15 protein-coding genes and 1 pseudogene are annotated in these 14,557 nt (G+C 64.2%); 9 read left to right on the top strand and 7 right to left on the bottom strand.

Going from position 1 to position 14,557, the window contains the following annotated elements; translation table 11 throughout:
- Positions 1-220 precede the first annotated feature (220 nt).
- The gene (locus tag O7A05_RS29900) at positions 221-1,441 is read left to right on the top strand and encodes an argininosuccinate synthase (protein ID WP_337096776.1); all 1,221 of its coding nucleotides are present in this window, start codon (positions 221-223) and stop codon (positions 1,439-1,441) included.
- 250 nt (positions 1,442-1,691) lie between these two features.
- On the opposite strand, the gene O7A05_RS29895 is transcribed toward O7A05_RS29900, so the two are convergent.
- Positions 1,692-2,495, bottom strand: coding sequence for a lytic murein transglycosylase (locus tag O7A05_RS29895; protein ID WP_224588866.1), 804 nt, complete (start codon positions 2,493-2,495; stop codon positions 1,692-1,694).
- A gap of 448 nt (positions 2,496-2,943) precedes the next feature.
- Here O7A05_RS29895 and O7A05_RS29890 point away from each other — a divergent pair, with 448 nt between their 5' ends.
- The 6 genes from O7A05_RS29890 to rpsP all read left to right on the top strand — a co-directional run bounded on the left by O7A05_RS29890 (position 2,944) and on the right by rpsP (position 8,575).
- Positions 2,944-4,023 carry a zinc-binding metallopeptidase family protein gene (locus O7A05_RS29890; protein ID WP_337096775.1) on the top strand — a complete coding sequence of 360 codons (1,080 nt, stop codon included), beginning with the start codon at positions 2,944-2,946 and terminating at the stop codon, positions 4,021-4,023.
- 83 nt (positions 4,024-4,106) lie between these two features.
- Positions 4,107-4,712 (top strand): DUF1236 domain-containing protein, encoded by a 606-nt coding sequence (locus O7A05_RS29885; protein ID WP_337096774.1) that lies wholly within the window; start codon positions 4,107-4,109, stop codon positions 4,710-4,712.
- 146 nt (positions 4,713-4,858) lie between these two features.
- Positions 4,859-5,809: a CPBP family intramembrane glutamic endopeptidase gene (locus tag O7A05_RS29880; RefSeq protein WP_337096773.1), complete on the top strand. Its 951-nt coding sequence runs from the start codon at positions 4,859-4,861 to the stop codon at positions 5,807-5,809.
- A 343-nt stretch (positions 5,810-6,152) separates the two neighbouring features.
- Positions 6,153-7,742 (top strand): signal recognition particle protein, encoded by a 1,590-nt coding sequence (gene ffh / locus O7A05_RS29875; protein WP_337096772.1) that lies wholly within the window; start codon positions 6,153-6,155, stop codon positions 7,740-7,742.
- 7 nt (positions 7,743-7,749) lie between these two features.
- Entirely contained in the window at positions 7,750-8,076 is a 327-nt protein-coding gene (locus O7A05_RS29870) for a chorismate mutase (RefSeq protein WP_224517967.1), read from the top strand.
- A gap of 103 nt (positions 8,077-8,179) precedes the next feature.
- Positions 8,180-8,575, top strand: coding sequence for a 30S ribosomal protein S16 (gene rpsP, locus O7A05_RS29865; protein ID WP_127866065.1), 396 nt, complete (start codon positions 8,180-8,182; stop codon positions 8,573-8,575).
- Positions 8,576-8,643: 68 nt separating this feature from the next.
- On the opposite strand, the gene O7A05_RS29860 is transcribed toward rpsP, so the two are convergent.
- The 4 genes and pseudogenes from O7A05_RS29860 to O7A05_RS29845 form a co-directional block, all read right to left on the bottom strand.
- Positions 8,644-8,907, bottom strand: coding sequence for a YMGG-like glycine zipper-containing protein (locus tag O7A05_RS29860; protein WP_337096767.1), 264 nt, complete (start codon positions 8,905-8,907; stop codon positions 8,644-8,646).
- Between the two features lie 148 nt (positions 8,908-9,055).
- Positions 9,056-9,582: pseudogene (locus O7A05_RS29855) on the bottom strand (SRPBCC family protein).
- A gap of 10 nt (positions 9,583-9,592) precedes the next feature.
- Positions 9,593-10,003, bottom strand: coding sequence for a DoxX family protein (locus O7A05_RS29850; RefSeq protein ID WP_337096766.1), 411 nt, complete (start codon positions 10,001-10,003; stop codon positions 9,593-9,595).
- Positions 10,004-10,072: 69 nt separating this feature from the next.
- Positions 10,073-11,215 (bottom strand): helix-turn-helix transcriptional regulator, encoded by a 1,143-nt coding sequence (locus O7A05_RS29845; RefSeq protein WP_337096765.1) that lies wholly within the window; start codon positions 11,213-11,215, stop codon positions 10,073-10,075.
- 173 nt (positions 11,216-11,388) lie between these two features.
- Between O7A05_RS29845 and O7A05_RS29840 the strand changes: the two genes are divergently transcribed.
- Together O7A05_RS29840 and O7A05_RS29835 are read left to right on the top strand one after the other, a co-directional pair.
- A complete protein-coding gene (locus O7A05_RS29840) occupies positions 11,389-11,838 on the top strand; it encodes a cupin domain-containing protein (RefSeq protein ID WP_337096764.1) in 450 nt (149 codons plus the stop codon).
- 163 nt (positions 11,839-12,001) lie between these two features.
- Positions 12,002-12,430, top strand: a complete 429-nt coding sequence (locus O7A05_RS29835; RefSeq protein ID WP_337096763.1) for an ACT domain-containing protein — start codon at positions 12,002-12,004, stop codon at positions 12,428-12,430.
- On the opposite strand, the gene O7A05_RS29830 is transcribed toward O7A05_RS29835, so the two are convergent.
- Both O7A05_RS29830 and O7A05_RS29825 read right to left on the bottom strand, forming a co-directional pair.
- Positions 12,412-12,864 (bottom strand): GNAT family N-acetyltransferase, encoded by a 453-nt coding sequence (locus O7A05_RS29830; protein WP_337096761.1) that lies wholly within the window; start codon positions 12,862-12,864, stop codon positions 12,412-12,414. The genes O7A05_RS29835 and O7A05_RS29830 overlap by 19 nt on opposite strands.
- Positions 12,865-13,143: 279 nt before the next feature.
- On the bottom strand, positions 13,144-14,178 hold the full coding sequence (locus O7A05_RS29825; protein WP_217577154.1) for an aspartate-semialdehyde dehydrogenase: 1,035 nt from the start codon (positions 14,176-14,178) through the stop codon (positions 13,144-13,146).
- Between the last annotated feature and the right edge of the window lie 379 nt (positions 14,179-14,557).

The raw sequence follows: 14,557 nt of genomic DNA, 5'->3' as shown, positions 1-14,557 counted from the left end.
AGAAGCTTAACTGTCTCGGCCCAGCCATCATCAACAAGCGATTCGTGTGTCATCCCCAGCGTAGAATCACAACCGATTCCGCGCCGCAATACCCTATCTTAGCGCCTATGCCCTCGAGGGGGAGATTTGGCGCGGCGATTGGCTTCTCCTGTCTCTTGCGCCGCCCGGAAAGGCCGTGATACCTCGCCCGCGAAGCTATTTTCCCGCGGAACCGCCAAAAATGTCCAAGACCAAGAACGTCAAGAAAGTCGTGCTCGCCTATTCCGGCGGCCTCGACACCTCAATCATCCTGAAATGGCTGCAGACCGAGCTCGGCGCCGAAGTCGTCACCTTCACCGCCGATCTCGGCCAGGGCGGCGAGCTAGAGCCGGCGCGCCGCAAGGCCGAGATGATGGGCATCAAGGACATCCGCATCGTCGACGTGCGCGAGGAATTCGTCGCCGACTTCGTCTTCCCGATGTTCCGCGCCAACGCCGTCTATGAAGGCACCTACCTGCTCGGCACCTCGATCGCCCGGCCACTGATCTCCAAGCATCTGGTCGAGATCGCCAGGGAGACTGGCGCCGACGCCATCGCGCATGGCGCCACCGGCAAGGGCAACGATCAGGTCCGCTTCGAATTGTCCGCCTATGCGCTGAACCCCGACATCAAGGTCATCGCGCCGTGGCGCGATTGGTCGTTCAAGTCGCGCACCGACCTTCTCAACTTCGCCGAGCAGCACCAGATCCCGGTGCCGAAGGACAAGCGCGGCGACGCGCCCTTCTCGGTCGACGCCAATCTTTTGCACTCTTCTTCCGAGGGCAAGGTGCTGGAGGATCCGTGGAGCGAGCCGCCGGAATTCGTGCATCAGCGCACCGTCTCGCCGATGGATGCGCCCGATGTCGCCACCGAGATCGAGATCGAGTTCCTCAAAGGCGACCCGGTCGCGCTCAACGGCAAGAAACTGTCGCCGGCCACCATGCTGGCGGCGCTCAACGACCTCGGCCGCGACAACGGCATCGGCCGCCTCGACCTCGTCGAGAACCGTTTCGTCGGCATGAAGTCGCGCGGCGTCTACGAGACCCCCGGCGGCACCATCCTGATCGCCGCCCACCGCGCGATCGAATCGATCACGCTCGACCGGGGTGCCGCCCACCTCAAGGACGAGCTGATGCCGCGCTATGCCGAGCTCATCTACAACGGCTTCTGGTTCTCGCCCGAGCGCGTCATGCTGCAGGCGATGATCGACAAGAGCCAGGACGACGTCGAAGGCACGGTGCGGCTTAAGCTCTACAAGGGCAATGTCATCGTCACCGGCCGCAAGTCGAAGAAGACGCTCTACTCGGATGCGCTGGTCACCTTCGAGGACGACCGCGGCGCCTACGACCAGAAGGATGCCGAAGGTTTTATCCGGCTGAACGGGCTGCGGCTCAGGACACTGGCGGCAAGGAACCGACGCTGAACCTGCTGATCTCCCCCCTCGAGGGGGAGATGTCGCCGAAGGCGACAGAGGGGGTCGCTGCGCGTGAAGCGCCGACGCCCTGCGCGACAAGAAAGAGCGTCGACGTTCTGTGTGAGACGACCCCTTCTGGCCTGCCGGCCATCTCCCCCTCAAGGGGGGAGATTCCCACTTTCCCGGCTTTCGCCAATCTCCAAGCCCAACAAAAAAGCCCGGCGCATGGCCGGGCTTTTCCGTGAAATGACGATCTCAATCAGTCCGCGTCGATCGCTTCGGCGATACGGGCGATGGCCTGCTGATAGACGCTTGCCGAGTTCCAGCCGGCAATCGCGCCCATATTGGCCTCGTAGCTCGCGCCGGCTTGCCAGCCATGCGCCTTGAGATAGTTGGCGGTCGAGGCGAGCGCCGTGTTGCGGTCGCGCAGGTTTCCGCTGCCGACGCCGTATTTCAGCACGTTTCCGGGCAGGAACTGGGTGTGGCCGATCTCGCCATGCATGGCGCCGACCGAGGAGGCGCTCAGCGCGCCGCGATCGACCAGCTTCAGCGCCGCGATGGCATGCGGGGTGAAATAGTCGGGGCGGCGGCAGTCATAGGCGAGCGTCAGGATGGCCGACACCGTGTTCTGGTTGCCCATCGAGGCGCCGAAACCGGTCTCCATGCCCCAGATGGCGAGCAGCACGCCCGGCGGCACGCCATAAGTCCGCTCGATATTGGCGAACATCGCCGCGTTGGCCTTTTTCAGCGCGCGGCCTCTCGAGATGATCGCGGACGCCCCGCGGCGCTGCATGAAGGCCTCCACCGAGCCGCTGAAAGCCTTATGGATGGCGCGGTCGGCGGCGATCGTCCTCGTAGCGTAAGTCGCCCCCGCCAGCGCCGAAAGCCCCCTTTGGCCGACGCCGTTGGCCTTGGCCTCGGCTGCAAAGTCCTGCTTCCAGGCCTCGAAGCCGGCGCCGTTCTTGCCACAGCTGGCCGCGGCCTCGGCGCCTGTCGCCAGCCCAAGCATCGCCACCACCGCCGCGGCGGCCGCGAAAATCCTTCCTTTGGCAAAAAATGCCATGTCCTTCTCTCCTGGTTGCCTTGAATCACGTCCCGGTTGCGAATTTGCCAGCGAAACGTCCGGTTGTCACCGCCCTCGCGGGAAGTGACACCCGACACTGGCGAAAGAAGGGCAATCTGCCTACGATCAGCGATCAGCTGTGGCGGGCTTGCCTCATGAATGACGTTAACGTCGTGATCATTGGCGCCGGTTCGGCGAGCTTGCCGCGCCGAAAGCCCTTCGAGCGGCCGGGCTTTCCGTCCTTCTGCTCGAGGCGATGGACCGGATTGGCGTGTGTTGGCCGGTCAATGCCCAGCTCGCGGCGAAATAGCGCCGGAACGCCGGAAGCCGGCAGGCGTTAGGGCATGCTTCACAAAAGATCTTGGAGCGAGTTGACGATCCCAGGGAAAAGTCATCCCGCTCCAAGACGGAGCCTGCATCCACGCTCCGATCCATGGGTTGATCACGCATGAAGCTGTTCGACTGCCCCAATTGCGGCCATCGCCTCTATTTCGAGAATGCCCAGTGCCTGAACTGTTCCAGCCTGGTGCTCTATGACCCGGCGCAGGCGAGCTTCGTGCTCAGCGGCAAGGGCGGCATTCTTCCGTGCGGCAATGCCGATGAATGCGCCTGCAACTGGCGGGCCGAGGGCGGCCGGACTTTCTGCCGCGCCTGCGCCCTCAACCAGGTCATTCCCGACCTTTCCATCGACGGCAACCGCCGGCGCTGGATCCGGGTCGAAGCGGCGAAGAAGCGCGTGGTCTATTCTCTGCTCGCCTTCGGCCTGCCGGTCGTGCCCAAGGTCGATGCGAAAGACGAGACCGGCCTTGCCTTCGACTTTCTCGCCGACCCGATCGGCGCCGGTCCGGGCGGCGAGCGCATCCTGACCGGCCATGACAACGGCTTGATCACGCTCAATGTTGCCGAGGCCGATTCCGCCGAGCGTGAACGGCGGCGCGTCGAGATGGGCGAGAACTACCGCACACTGCTTGGCCATTTCCGCCACGAGCTCGGCCACTATTATTGGGATCGGCTGATCCGTGACGATCCCGCGCGCCTTTCTGCCGTCCGCGCCCTCTTCGGCGACGAGCGTGCCGATTACGAGCAGGCCCTGAAAGCTTACTACGCCAAGGGCGCGCCGCCGGACTGGCAGCAACGCCACATCTCCGCCTACGCCGCATCCCATCCGTGGGAGGACTGGGCCGAGACTTGGGCGCACCATCTCCACATCACCGACACGCTTGAGATGGTTCATTCGCTGAACTTCCCGCTTGGCCGGCTGGAGACCGTGGAGGTCGGCGACCTGCCGCGCGGCGATACTGGCGGGCATTTGCAGCCGGCGCCCGCCGATCCCGACCCGGCTCCCGAGCCATTCGAAAGGATCCTGGCCCGCTGGCTTGTGCTGTCGGAGGCGTCCAACTCGATCAACCGCTGCATGGGCCTGCCGGACCTCTACCCTTTCGTGATTTCCGAGGTGGCGGCGCGGAAATTGGCCTTCGTGCACGAGCTTTTGACCGGCGCGCCAAAAAAGACCTGGAACAATTCGTGAGTGGGAACAAGGACTTTAGCCGGAACGCATAAGCCGCTGTTTCGTTTCCGAGCCCGAGGGAGCGTTGAAACGGAGAGAAAACCATGACACGCGTATTGTTTCCGGCGCTGGCCGGTGCGCTGCTCACTATCTCGGGCGCCGCTTTCGCCGATACCCCCGTCCAGGCGGTGACCGACTTGAACGTCCGCGCCGGCCCCGGACCGCAATATCCGGTCATCGGCGTGCTGGCGGCCGGTCAGTCGGCCACGCTCAACGGCTGCATCGAAGGCAGCAAGTGGTGCACGATCGCCGAAGCCGGCGGCAAGGGTTGGGTCTATTCCGACTATGTGACGGGCGATTTCGGCGGCAGCCGCGTCGTCGTGACCCGCCGCCCGGCCAATGCCGATATCGCCGTCGTGTCCCCGCCGACCGATGATGTCTACACCACCAACAGCTACACCGGCGCCATCGTTTCGAGCGACGACGCCATCGAGTCGATCGGCAGACCGCCGGCCGAGGTCGGCACCTATGTCACCACGCATCGGGTCGATCCGGTCTATCTCGAGGGCGAGGTGGTGACCGGCGCCACGCTGCCCGACACGGTCGAGCTGCGCGAGATCCCCGATTACCGGTATCGTTATGTCTATGTGAACAACCAGCCCGCGCTGGTCGACCCCGGCACTCGGCGCATCGTTTATGTGATGCGCTGATCGGGCTTGATCGCCTGAGAAGAACGGTCGCCAGCAATGGCGGCCGTTTTTTTATGTCTGCGCGCGGCAACCCTGGGGGCGGTAATTGCGTGCTAACTGCCGATCTCCTAATACCCATGTGGCGAAGCCTTCGGCAGGGGAGCCGCGTGACGATAGAAAGTGTCGCCTTCGAGCGCTATCGCCGCTCGCCGAACGAAAAGACCAATTTGCCGCGCCTATTCTTTGGCACGGCGATCGTCATCGCCTTCTGGATGGCGATGACGGCCCTGGTGCTGTTTGCCGGCACCTATGTCTACATCGTCTGGCGCCTTCCCGGACCTTCGACCGGGCAGTACATGCAGGATTTCCTGGCATCGCCCATCGGCATTCTGAGCGCGCTGAGCTCCTTTGCCGGCATCTGGATCGGCCTTTGGGTGGCGATGCGTTTCCTGCATGGCAAGCCGCTCGCCGGCCTTTTTGGCGTCAGCCGCCGCATCGCGGGCGGCGATTTCCTCAAAGGCCTGGTTGCGGTGCTGATCACCTCGCTGTTTTCCGAAGTGCTGCTCTATTGGCTGCAGCCGGAGATCGCGCGCGGACCGATCGCCCTCTCGTCCTGGCTGCTTTTCCTGGTGCCGATTGCGCTGCTCGCCTTCCTGCAGACCTCGTCGGAAGAAATGCTGTTTCGCGGCTATCTGCTGCGCGCGCTCGCCTATCGCTTCAGGAGCCCTCTTGTTTGGGCGGTGCTGCCGGGCCTGCTGTTCACGTCGCTGCACTGGAACACGGCCTCGACGCTGGCCATCAATGCCAGTGTCTTCATCTCGATCGGCACCTTTGCGCTGTTGCTCACACTCCTGGTCTACGTCACCGGCAATCTCGGCGCCGGTTTCGGCGCCCACCTCGGCAACAATCTCACCGGCTTCCTGCTGATCTCGCACCAGGAAGCCTATAATTCCTTCGCGCTGCTCAATGCGAAGCCCCTCGAAGGTCCCGGCTGGACCAATTGGGACGCCATTCTGATCGCGGCGATCGGCATCGTCAGCACGCTTCTCACGATGCTGCTGCTTTTGCACCGGCGCTCGCCGCTGCGGGTCGGTACGAGCAAGCAAAGCTTGGGCTAAGCTACCCCAATCGCGGCGTTTTGGCCCGGATTTGGGCTTTGTTTCCCTATGCATGTCGTTGCCGCAAAACCGCTGCGCACCTTTGCGCGACATGCATTGGCCTTGACTCCGCGGCCGATTTCCTGTCTAGAGCCGCTGAATTCCGCGACGAGTTTTCTTTCGCGAAAGCCGACCAGGACGCCGAAGCCTCTTTGAGGCGGGTGCTGTAAAGAGATCCTGGAGGCCAACACCCGGCAGCGCGATGCGCCCCCGGGTGCTTTTTGGCTTTGCGCTTTTGCTTGGCGGCCCGGCGCGAACGCACTACCTCTCGGGCATCCACAGGTGCCAGAGAAAAGGAAGAAGAATGTTTGAGTCCCTGCAAGAGCGCCTTGGCTCCATCCTGAACGGCCTGACCGGCCGCGGCGCGCTGTCCGAGGCGGATGTCTCGGCGGCGCTGCGCGAGGTGCGCCGCGCCCTGCTCGAGGCCGACGTGGCGCTGGAGGTGGTGCGTTCCTTCACCGACAAGGTGCGCGAGAAGGCGGTCGGCGCCGCGGTGCTGAAGTCGATCAAGCCCGGACAGATGGTCGTCAAGATCGTCCATGACGAGCTGGTCGACATGCTCGGCGCCGAGGGCGTGGCCATTGACCTCAATGCGCCAGCGCCCGTCGTCGTCATGATGGTCGGCCTGCAGGGCTCCGGCAAGACGACCACCTCGGCCAAGATCGCCAAGCGCCTGACCGAGCGCCAGAACAAGAAGGTCCTGATGGCCTCGCTCGACACGCGGCGTCCCGCCGCGCAGGAGCAGCTGCGCCAGCTCGGCGAGCAGACCAAGGTGGCGACGCTGCCGATCATCGTCGGTCAGAGCCCGGTCGATATCGCCAAGCGCGCCGTGCAGGCGGCCAGACTCGGCGGCCATGACGTCGTCATCCTCGACACCGCCGGCCGGACCCATATCGACGAGCCGCTGATGATCGAGATGGCCGACATCAAGAAGGTGTCGAACCCGCACGAGATCCTGCTGGTCGCGGACTCGCTGACCGGCCAGGACGCCGTGAACCTCGCCAAAAGCTTCGACGAACGCGTCGGCATCACCGGCCTTGTGCTGACCCGCATGGACGGCGACGGCCGCGGCGGTGCCGCGCTTTCCATGCGCGCCGTCACCGGCAAGCCGATCAAGCTCATCGGCACCGGCGAAAAGATGGACGGGCTGGAGGAATTCCACCCCAAGCGCATCGCCGACCGGATCCTCGGCATGGGCGACATCGTCAGCCTCGTCGAGAAAGCTGCCGAGACCATTGACGCCGAGCAGGCGGCGGCGATGGCCAAGAAGATGCAGTCGGGCAAGTTCGACCTGAACGACCTCGCCCAGCAGCTTCAGCAGATGTCGAAAATGGGCGGCATGGGCGGCATCATGGGCATGATGCCCGGCATGGGCAAGATGAAGGACCAGATGGCCGCCGCCGGCCTCGACGACAAGATGTTCGGCCGCCAGCTCGCCATCATCTCATCGATGACCAAGGCCGAGCGCGCCAATCCCGATATCCTCAAGCACTCGCGCAAGAAGCGCATCGCCGCCGGTTCCGGCACCGACGCTGCCGAGATCAACAAGCTCTTGAAGATGCATCGCGGCATGGCCGACATGATGAAGGCGATGGGCGGCAAGGGCAAAGGCGGCGGCCTCATGCGCGGCATGATGGGCGGCCTTGCCTCGAAAATGGGCCTTGGCGGCATGATGCCGGGCGGCGGCATGCCCGACCTGTCGAAGATGGATCCCAAGCAGCTCGAAGCCTTGCAAAAACAGGCGCAGGCCGCCGGCCTCGGCAAGGGCCTTCCCGGCGGCTTGCCCGGTGGACTTCCTGGCGGCGGACTGCCGGGCTTGCCCGGCGGCATGAAGCTTCCTGGTCTTCCCGGCCTGGGCGGTGGCGGGCTGCCCGGTTTGGGCAAGAAGAAGTGAGGGGGCGATGAACGAGGAGAAAGACATGGCCGAAGCACGCGCCATCCTGGCCGGCTACCGCGCTTCGATCGACAACATCGACGCCGCCCTCATCCATATGCTGGCCGAACGCTTCCGCTGCACCAAGGCGGTCGGCGTTCTGAAGGCCGAGCATGGCCTGCCGCCCGCGGACCCGTCGCGCGAGCAGCAGCAGATCGCCCGCCTTCGCCAGCTGGCGAAGGATGCGAACCTCGATCCCGATTTCGCGGAGAAGTTCCTGAACTTCGTCGTCCGCGAAGTCATCCGCCATCACGAACAGATCGCCGCTGATAACGGCGTGATGAAAACCGGGTGAAGCCCGGCGCGTGTCGCTCAAACTGCGCAGCGGTTTTGGGCAACGACATGCGCAAGCAAAGACGACATCAATCAAACGAAATCAGAGCTTTTAGGAGAAAACAATGGCACTGAAAATCAGACTGGCCCGTGCGGGCTCGAAGAAGCGTCCCTACTACCACGTCGTCGTCGCCGACGCCCGTTCGCCGCGCGACGGCCGTTTCATCGAATCGCTGGGGTCCTGGAACCCGCTGCTGCCGAAGGACGGCGAACGCGTCAAGGTTGATGCCGAGCGCGTCAAGCACTGGCTGTCGCACGGCGCTCAGCCGACCGACCGCGTGCTGCGCTTCCTCGACGAAGCCGGCCTCGCCAAGCGCGAAGCCCGTTCGAACCCGAACAAGGCCCTGCCTGGCAAGAAGGCGCAGGAACGCGCCGCGCTGCTGAAGAAGGCCCAGGAAGACGCGGCGGCTGCCGCCGCCGCGGCGACCGCCGCTCCGGCCGAAGCCGCCACCGCCGAGTAGTCCCGGCCTTTTCGCTTACAAAAACGGCGGGCATGGACCCGCCGTTTTTCTTTGCCGGCTTTGCAGCCTCAATATCCCGCCGGGCATCTTGCGATATAGACGCGGCCGTAGCGGTCGCGATACCGGCACTTGCCGCTTTCGCTGGCATGTCCGATCAGTGCGCCGGCCACGGCGCCGACCGCGCCGCCGACCACCGCGCCCTCCACCGGATCGTTGGCCACCGCGGCTCCGACCGCCGCACCGCCAAGGCCGCCGATCGCAGCACCCTTTTCCGTTTGCGAGCAGGCGCCGAGGGCGACCGTCAGCACCAGGATGGTAATTGCTTTCTTCATTGCTGTTCCTCTCTCAAGCGCCGTCCTCGCCGCCATGCCCTAAACTCACAAACAGCTAAATTGATCCCGGCAATGATGAAGATTGGCCGACTACGTGCCGGCCGAATTTATGGCGCCGGGCATGAACTCATTGAATTATCGTGGTTTTTTACCGCTCGGTAAGGCGTCTCAGCTTGTCGAGCCCGGCCTCGAAATCCTTGCCGATCAGCGTGTCGAAATCATGAACAGGCCCATCAGCTTGGCAATGAAAGGCCTTGCGCCGCGCATTGCCCTGGTGACCGTGGTGCCGTCGCCGGACGGCGAGAGCGAGAAGTCGACCGTGTTGTTGGCCCGGAATGGCCTTTCGAAGTCGAGCTTGAGCGAAACCAGCGATGAGGGCACCGAATTTGTGATCTCCATGCGGCCCTTGCCGGCCTTGGAGTTGCCTTCCCAGGCATAGGCCGCGCCCTTGCCGCTGTCGGTGCCGGACAGCGTGCGCTGCATCTGGGGGTCGAGTTTTTCGAAGGGCGACCATTCGGGCCAGCGCCGGAAATCGTTGATCAGCGGAAAGATCGTCTCGGCCGGCGCCTTGATGCTGGCCGAGCGGGTTACGACGAAATCGTTCGGCCGGGCCGCGGCATAGATCAGCACGGCGGCGATGATGACGACCAGGATGATGAGGATGGTGGTGAGCATTTTTCTCTCCCTATCGCGAGAACGGGATCAACGCGCGCACCCTTTGGTCGCGCAGATAGAGCCCGCCCCACAGGATGATGCCGAGATAGACGCCGAACAAGGTGTGCGAGAAGAGCGGGTTGCCGATCCGCACATGGGTCGAAATCGCGCCGCCCATATAGGCGGTGAGCAGGATGGCGCCGAGCACCGAGGTGCGCGGGATGGCATAGAGCGCGGTCGAGATCAGCCCGATGACCCCGATCAGGCGCGCGACATTGGCGTCGGCCGGCCAGCCGAGTTCGGTCATCGTCCGGGTAACGACATCCAGCGGCGGCAGCTTGATGACGCCGTCGAAGATCATGAACAGGACGACGGCGGCGCTGAGCGCGCGCCCGGTCCACAAGGCGCCGTTCGAGACAGGCACGGCTTCGGAAATGCTCATGGGTGTTCCTCCTGATGGTTCGATCCCTCTGCCGAGGTCGAACCAAGGACGCGCTATGGGGCCGCGATCCTACAGGGTCCGGAGTCCTTTCGGCGCAGGTTCCGCCAACCGGTCGTAAACGCCACTCGCCGCAATGAGGCGCACCAGCTCCGCCTGCCGCCGCGTCTCCGTCTTTTCGAAAACGTGCTGCAGGTGGGTGCGCGCCGTAGTCAGGCTGATGCCGAGCTCGTCTGCGACCGCCTGCAGTCCTTCGCCGCGGGCGATCGCAATGGCCACGGCCGCCTCGGCCGGGGTCAGTCGATAGAGGTTGCGCAACTGTGCCTGCATGGTCCGCGGCGCGCTGTCCGGATCGGCCACGAACACGATTGCGGCGGGGCGGCCGGCCACGAACCACGTCCACTCGATCTTCAGAGGCGACACCAGCACGCTCAGCGGTCGACGCGGCGCCGGCCGCGCGAGCGCCATCACGCCGCCTGCGGTGTCCGACTGCTCCGCGGCCGTGGCAATCAACCGGCGAAATTTCGCGGCATCTGCTTGCTTATTTGCGCGCAGCGCCGATTTCTCGATCCTGATTCCGTCGGCTTCGATGAGCAGCGCTTCGGCCGCCCGGTTGGCGAACAGGATTTCGCCATTCGCCGCCACGATCAGCACGCCCTGGGCGACGTGGTCGAGCGCCTCGACATTGGCACTCCTGGCGAGCTCCGAACGCGAGAGGCGCAACCCCACACTCGCCGCGCGAACCAGATGCGGCCCGACGCGGCGCAGCCGGTCGAGATGCTCGGGCTCGAACTCGCCGGCTGTCCTGGCGCGTCCACAGGTGAACACGACGCGCATGTCCGGTTCGTTGGCCAGCACGACCCCGATCGGGTGGCACATGTCGCCGGGCCGGCAGAAGTCGTTATAGAACTCGGAGCGCTGGTAGACTTCGCGCGGCAGGAGGTCCCACACGGGAATCAATGCGCCGGCGCGCAGCCTGGCGATGCGCGGCAGGAACACATTGGTCTTGTAGTAATACTGCGCGTAGGTGAGGTCCGCCTCGGGCGGCATGCGCACCGAACTCGCTTCGCTGCGCAACGTCCTTGCGTTCTGGAACGTCAGCTTGGTGGCGGCGCCTTCGAGGAAATCCGACAGCGTCTCGAGAACCTGCGGCCAGCGGCCGGGTTCGACCGCCGCATCATAAATCTGCCCGACCATGCCGTCGAAGTCGTGCATGCGTGCCGGTTCCAAAGCTCCCTCACCTGAAGGGATCTGCAGTTTGCCGGAAGCCGGCTTTGCTGACAACCATTCGCCCCCGCATCTCATATGTTCATACGAGGCGACCGCCCGGGGTCAGCGTGTAGCTATTGTGATGCCATCAAGGTTCACTCCAACCACATGTGGCGAAGATGCAAACGCGGGCAGCACCTGGCACTCAGACCGATTGGAACGGTACGCACTACGAAACGCTTCTGACGGCGCGCGAGACCGGCGGCAAGCTCGGGGCATTTGCATCCGATGCTGGTCCGGGCGACGGACCGCCACGCCATCGCCATCTCGAGGCCGACGAAATCTTCGTCATTCTCCAAGGGCGGTTGCGCTTCTGGCGCGCCGGGGAAACTTCCGAACGCAGCGCCGGAGAAATATTCCACGTTCCCGCTGGCATTGAGCACGCGTTCGTCGTCGTCGAGCCTGCGCGATGGATCGCCATCCTGTCCCCGGGGGGTCTCGAAGGCTTTTTCCCGGCGGTCGCCGCGCAGGGACTGGAGATTCCGCGAGACGTGGCCGCAATCAAGGCGATCGCCACCCAGTTCGACATGGAGATTACCGGGCCACCCTTAGGATATCCGGAACGTTAGGCGACCCAGCCTGACGGCCGGGAACATGTTCCGGGACTTCCTCCCGAAAGCAATTTCCAGGAAAAGTGTAAGCGGTTGGGCTCGGCGCCTTCGCCGTAGTCACGCGTCCGGAATTGCGTCAAGACAGAAGAACAGCGCCACGCGCATTCCGGGGAAGGAAACCATGAGCGGCGAGACGGACCTGCAAAAGCTGCTGGCATCGATGACGCCGCAGCTTTACCCGGAAGTCTATGTCTTCGCGACCTTGCCGCCCGGCGCAGCCTTGCCGGAGGGCTTGGAGCCGGTCATGCGCTTCATCGAGCGCGAGGGCGCGACGCTGATCCTGGCCGAAAGCCAGGCGAAGGCAGCCAGTCTTACCGGCATTTTCCGCTGCCGGATGATCACGCTCGACATCCACTCCTCGCTCGAAGCCGTCGGTTTCCTTGCCGCCATCACGACGCGGCTCGCGGCGGCCGGCATGGGCGTCAATCCGGTGTCGGCCTTCTATCACGACCATCTGTTCGTGCCGGCGGAGCGGGCGGAGGAAGCACTGGCGATTTTGCGCGGCCTGGCGACGGAAAGCGGCGGCTTGGCTCAGCGACGGAGGACATAGAGAATATCCGGCAAGCCTTCCTCATTGGCCGAGCCGTCGCCGAAGGCTTCAGCGCGAAAACCGTGGCGTTCGTAGAAACGGCGCGCGCCGGTGTTAGCCTGGAAGCAATGAAGCTTGACCAGAGGCATGCCGGCGGTGGCTTGGGCAAGCAGCCGGCTGCCGATGCCTTGCCCGGTCCGGGCCGGATCGAGATAGAGCTGCTCGACCCATTCGCCGCCGATGGCGATGAAGCCGACGATCCGGCCGCCAGCATCGGCGACCGTCACCTGCTGAGTGGGCAGCAGGATGTCGCGGATGAAGAAGAGGTCCTCCTCCGGCGTGTGCAGCAACGGCATCCAATCGAAGGCATTGAGCGACGCGCATATCGTGATTGTGATGGCGGCGGCGTCCGAGCTTGCGGCTGGGCGTAGGATAACTTTGGTGCGATCGTTCATAGGCCGGCGCTGCCCCTCATCCGCCCTTCGGGCACCTTCTCCCCGTTGAACGGGGAGAAGGAAGAAGCGCCACGGCCGAAGGCCGAGCCTGCGACGGCAGGCCGCCGGCTTTCCGGCGCGCCCGCGCAGGGCCAGCCGCGCAGCGGCGATACGGCCCGTGAGCGAAATTCAACTGCCGAAGGCCGAGCCTGCGACTGCGGGCCGCCGGCCTTCCGGCGCGCCCGCGCAGGGCCAGCCGCGGCAGCGGCGGCGCGGCCCGTGAGCGAAAACAAACTGCCGTCAGGCCGCCTTTTTCTTCGGCTGGATCAGGCCGCGCTCGACCAGGAGCTCGGCGATCTGCACGGCGTTCAGCGCCGCGCCCTTGCGCAGATTGTCGGAGACCACCCACATCGACAGGCCGTTGTCGACGGTCGAATCCTCACGGATGCGCGAGATGAAGGTGGCGTCCTCGCCGGCCGATTCCAGCGGCGTGATGTAGCCGCCGTTCTCGCGCTTATCGAGCACCTGGCATCCGGGCGCCTCGCGCAGGATGTCGCGCGCCTCATCCGCCGTGATCGGCTTTTCGAACTCGATGTTGACCGCTTCCGAATGGCCGATGAACACCGGCACGCGCACGCAGGTCGCCGTCAGCTTGATCTTGGGGTCGAGCATCTTCTTGGTCTCGGCCACCATCTTCCACTCTTCCTTGGTGAAGCCGTCATCGAGGAAGACGTCGATATGCGGGATGACGTTGAAGGCGATGCGCTTGGTGAACTTCTTGACGTCGACCTGGTCGGCGACGAAGACCGCGCGGGTCTGGGTGAAGAGCTCGTCCATGCCTTCCTTGCCGGCGCCGGAGACCGACTGGTAGGTGGCGACGACGACGCGCTTGATGGTGGCGACGTCATGCAGCGGCTTCAGCGCCACCACCAGTTGCGCCGTCGAGCAGTTCGGGTTGGCGATGATATTCTTGCGCGTGAACAGCGAGATCGCGTCCGGGTTCACCTCCGGCACGATCAGCGGCACGTCCTGATCGTAGCGGAAGGCCGACGAATTATCGATGACGACGCAGCCCTGCTTGCCGATCTTCGGCGACCATTCCTTCGATACATTGCCGCCCGCCGACATGACGCAGATGTCGGTGTCGGAAAAATCATACTGGTCGAGCGCCTTGACCTTCAGCGTGCGGTCGCCGAAGGACACTTCGGTGCCTTGGCTGCGCCGCGACGCCAGCGCCACCACCTCGCTCACCGGGAAGCCGCGCTCGTCCAGAATGTTGAGCATTTCGCGACCCACATTGCCCGTGGCGCCGACTACCGCAACCTTGAAACTCATTGATATCTCCTGTCCCTCTCCGCTTGGTTATTGGAGAAAACCCGCCGGCCTCATGCGGGTTTCGTCCCCCGGGCCGTACCCGGGAGAGGGTGGTTAGGCCAAGGGAATCACACCGTTTTGGTGGTGGTTTTTTTGGCCGTAGTTTTGCTGGAACGGACGGACGCATCTAAGCGCCCAGCCCAATGCGTTACATTGTGGCTGGGGGCATCGAATGCAAGAAGAGCCACCAAAAGGCCGCGCATCGAAAAACGATCCCGTTCGACGCGGGCTTTTACGCGGTTTGGTAAAAGAGTCAATTGGCGCAGCTCGTCCCTTCCCCCTTGTGGGGGAAGGTGGCCGCGAAGCGGCCGGATGAGGGGTGCTCCAGGGAATGCCAGCG

It is taken from the genome of Mesorhizobium argentiipisi (SeqCode), assembly GCF_037179585.1.
Classification (GTDB): Bacteria; Pseudomonadota; Alphaproteobacteria; order Rhizobiales; family Rhizobiaceae; genus Mesorhizobium; species Mesorhizobium argentiipisi.
Note: the sequence above shows the minus strand (reverse complement) of the source record. Positions and strands in the feature narration are given on the sequence as shown.

Excerpts from the sequence above, each read along its gene's own strand:
- O7A05_RS29825 (WP_217577154.1), bottom strand. The coding sequence starts at position 14,178 with ATGAGTTTCAAGGTTGCGGTAGTCGGCGCCACGGGCAATGTGGGTCGC.
- O7A05_RS29895 (WP_224588866.1), bottom strand. The coding sequence starts at position 2,495 with ATGGCATTTTTTGCCAAAGGAAGGATTTTCGCGGCCGCCGCGGCGGTG.
- O7A05_RS29860 (WP_337096767.1), bottom strand. The coding sequence starts at position 8,907 with ATGAAGAAAGCAATTACCATCCTGGTGCTGACGGTCGCCCTCGGCGCC.
- O7A05_RS29850 (WP_337096766.1), bottom strand. The coding sequence starts at position 10,003 with ATGAGCATTTCCGAAGCCGTGCCTGTCTCGAACGGCGCCTTGTGGACC.
- O7A05_RS29885 (WP_337096774.1), top strand. The coding sequence starts at position 4,107 with ATGACACGCGTATTGTTTCCGGCGCTGGCCGGTGCGCTGCTCACTATC.
- O7A05_RS29900 (WP_337096776.1), top strand. The coding sequence starts at position 221 with ATGTCCAAGACCAAGAACGTCAAGAAAGTCGTGCTCGCCTATTCCGGC.
- O7A05_RS29835 (WP_337096763.1), top strand. The coding sequence starts at position 12,002 with ATGAGCGGCGAGACGGACCTGCAAAAGCTGCTGGCATCGATGACGCCG.
- O7A05_RS29845 (WP_337096765.1), bottom strand. The coding sequence starts at position 11,215 with ATGCACGACTTCGACGGCATGGTCGGGCAGATTTATGATGCGGCGGTC.
- O7A05_RS29890 (WP_337096775.1), top strand. The coding sequence starts at position 2,944 with ATGAAGCTGTTCGACTGCCCCAATTGCGGCCATCGCCTCTATTTCGAG.
- O7A05_RS29870 (WP_224517967.1), top strand. The coding sequence starts at position 7,750 with ATGAACGAGGAGAAAGACATGGCCGAAGCACGCGCCATCCTGGCCGGC.
- ffh (WP_337096772.1), top strand. The coding sequence starts at position 6,153 with ATGTTTGAGTCCCTGCAAGAGCGCCTTGGCTCCATCCTGAACGGCCTG.
- O7A05_RS29830 (WP_337096761.1), bottom strand. The coding sequence starts at position 12,864 with ATGAACGATCGCACCAAAGTTATCCTACGCCCAGCCGCAAGCTCGGAC.
- O7A05_RS29840 (WP_337096764.1), top strand. The coding sequence starts at position 11,389 with ATGCAAACGCGGGCAGCACCTGGCACTCAGACCGATTGGAACGGTACG.
- rpsP (WP_127866065.1), top strand. The coding sequence starts at position 8,180 with ATGGCACTGAAAATCAGACTGGCCCGTGCGGGCTCGAAGAAGCGTCCC.